Below are 523 nucleotides of genomic sequence, written 5' to 3'. Positions count from 1 at the left end.
CAAGACGCTGGCCGAGCTGGAGAAGCTGCGCCGCGCCGCGCTCGACCCGGATGCGATCGGGCGGATGATCGCGATCATCGAGGAGGAGCAGGGATATCGGCTCTACGACGCTGTCGGTCGAGTGAAGCGCGACCTGTCTTCGGCCGAGGAAGCGCGGTTCCGCTTCGAGGGCGGCGGCCTGTCTATCGAGGCGGATGTGTCCCGCACGGACTTCGAGGCGTGGATCGCGCCCGAACTCGCCCGGATCGAACAGGCGGTCGACCGCGCGCTGACCGCCGCGGCGACCGAGGCGGCAGCGATCGACCGGGTGTTCCTGACCGGCGGCACCTCGTTGATGCCGGCGATCCGGCGGATGTTCGAGGACCGCTTCGGGGGTGAGAAGATCGCGACCGGGGGTGAACTCACCTCGATCGCGCATGGCCTGGCGCTGATCGGTGAGCAGCCGGATATCGGGGCATGGGCGGTGTAAAGCCCTAAGGAAAAGCCCCTCTCCCGTCAGGGGAAGGGGTTGGGGAGGGGCAAG

At 68.3% G+C, this 523-nt stretch carries 1 protein-coding gene; it reads left to right on the top strand.

Features of this window, described 5'->3' with window-relative positions:
* The coding region (locus SB4_RS18050) for an Hsp70 family protein (protein ID WP_153006330.1) at positions 1-469 on the top strand (469 nt) is incomplete at its 5' end.
* Positions 470-523 lie beyond the last annotated feature (54 nt).

It is taken from the genome of Sphingomonas sanguinis (assembly GCF_001476905.1).
GTDB lineage: Bacteria > Pseudomonadota > Alphaproteobacteria > Sphingomonadales > Sphingomonadaceae > Sphingomonas > Sphingomonas sanguinis_B.
The sequence above is the reverse complement of the archived record's forward strand: the minus strand, read 5'-3'. Positions and strand labels throughout refer to the sequence as shown.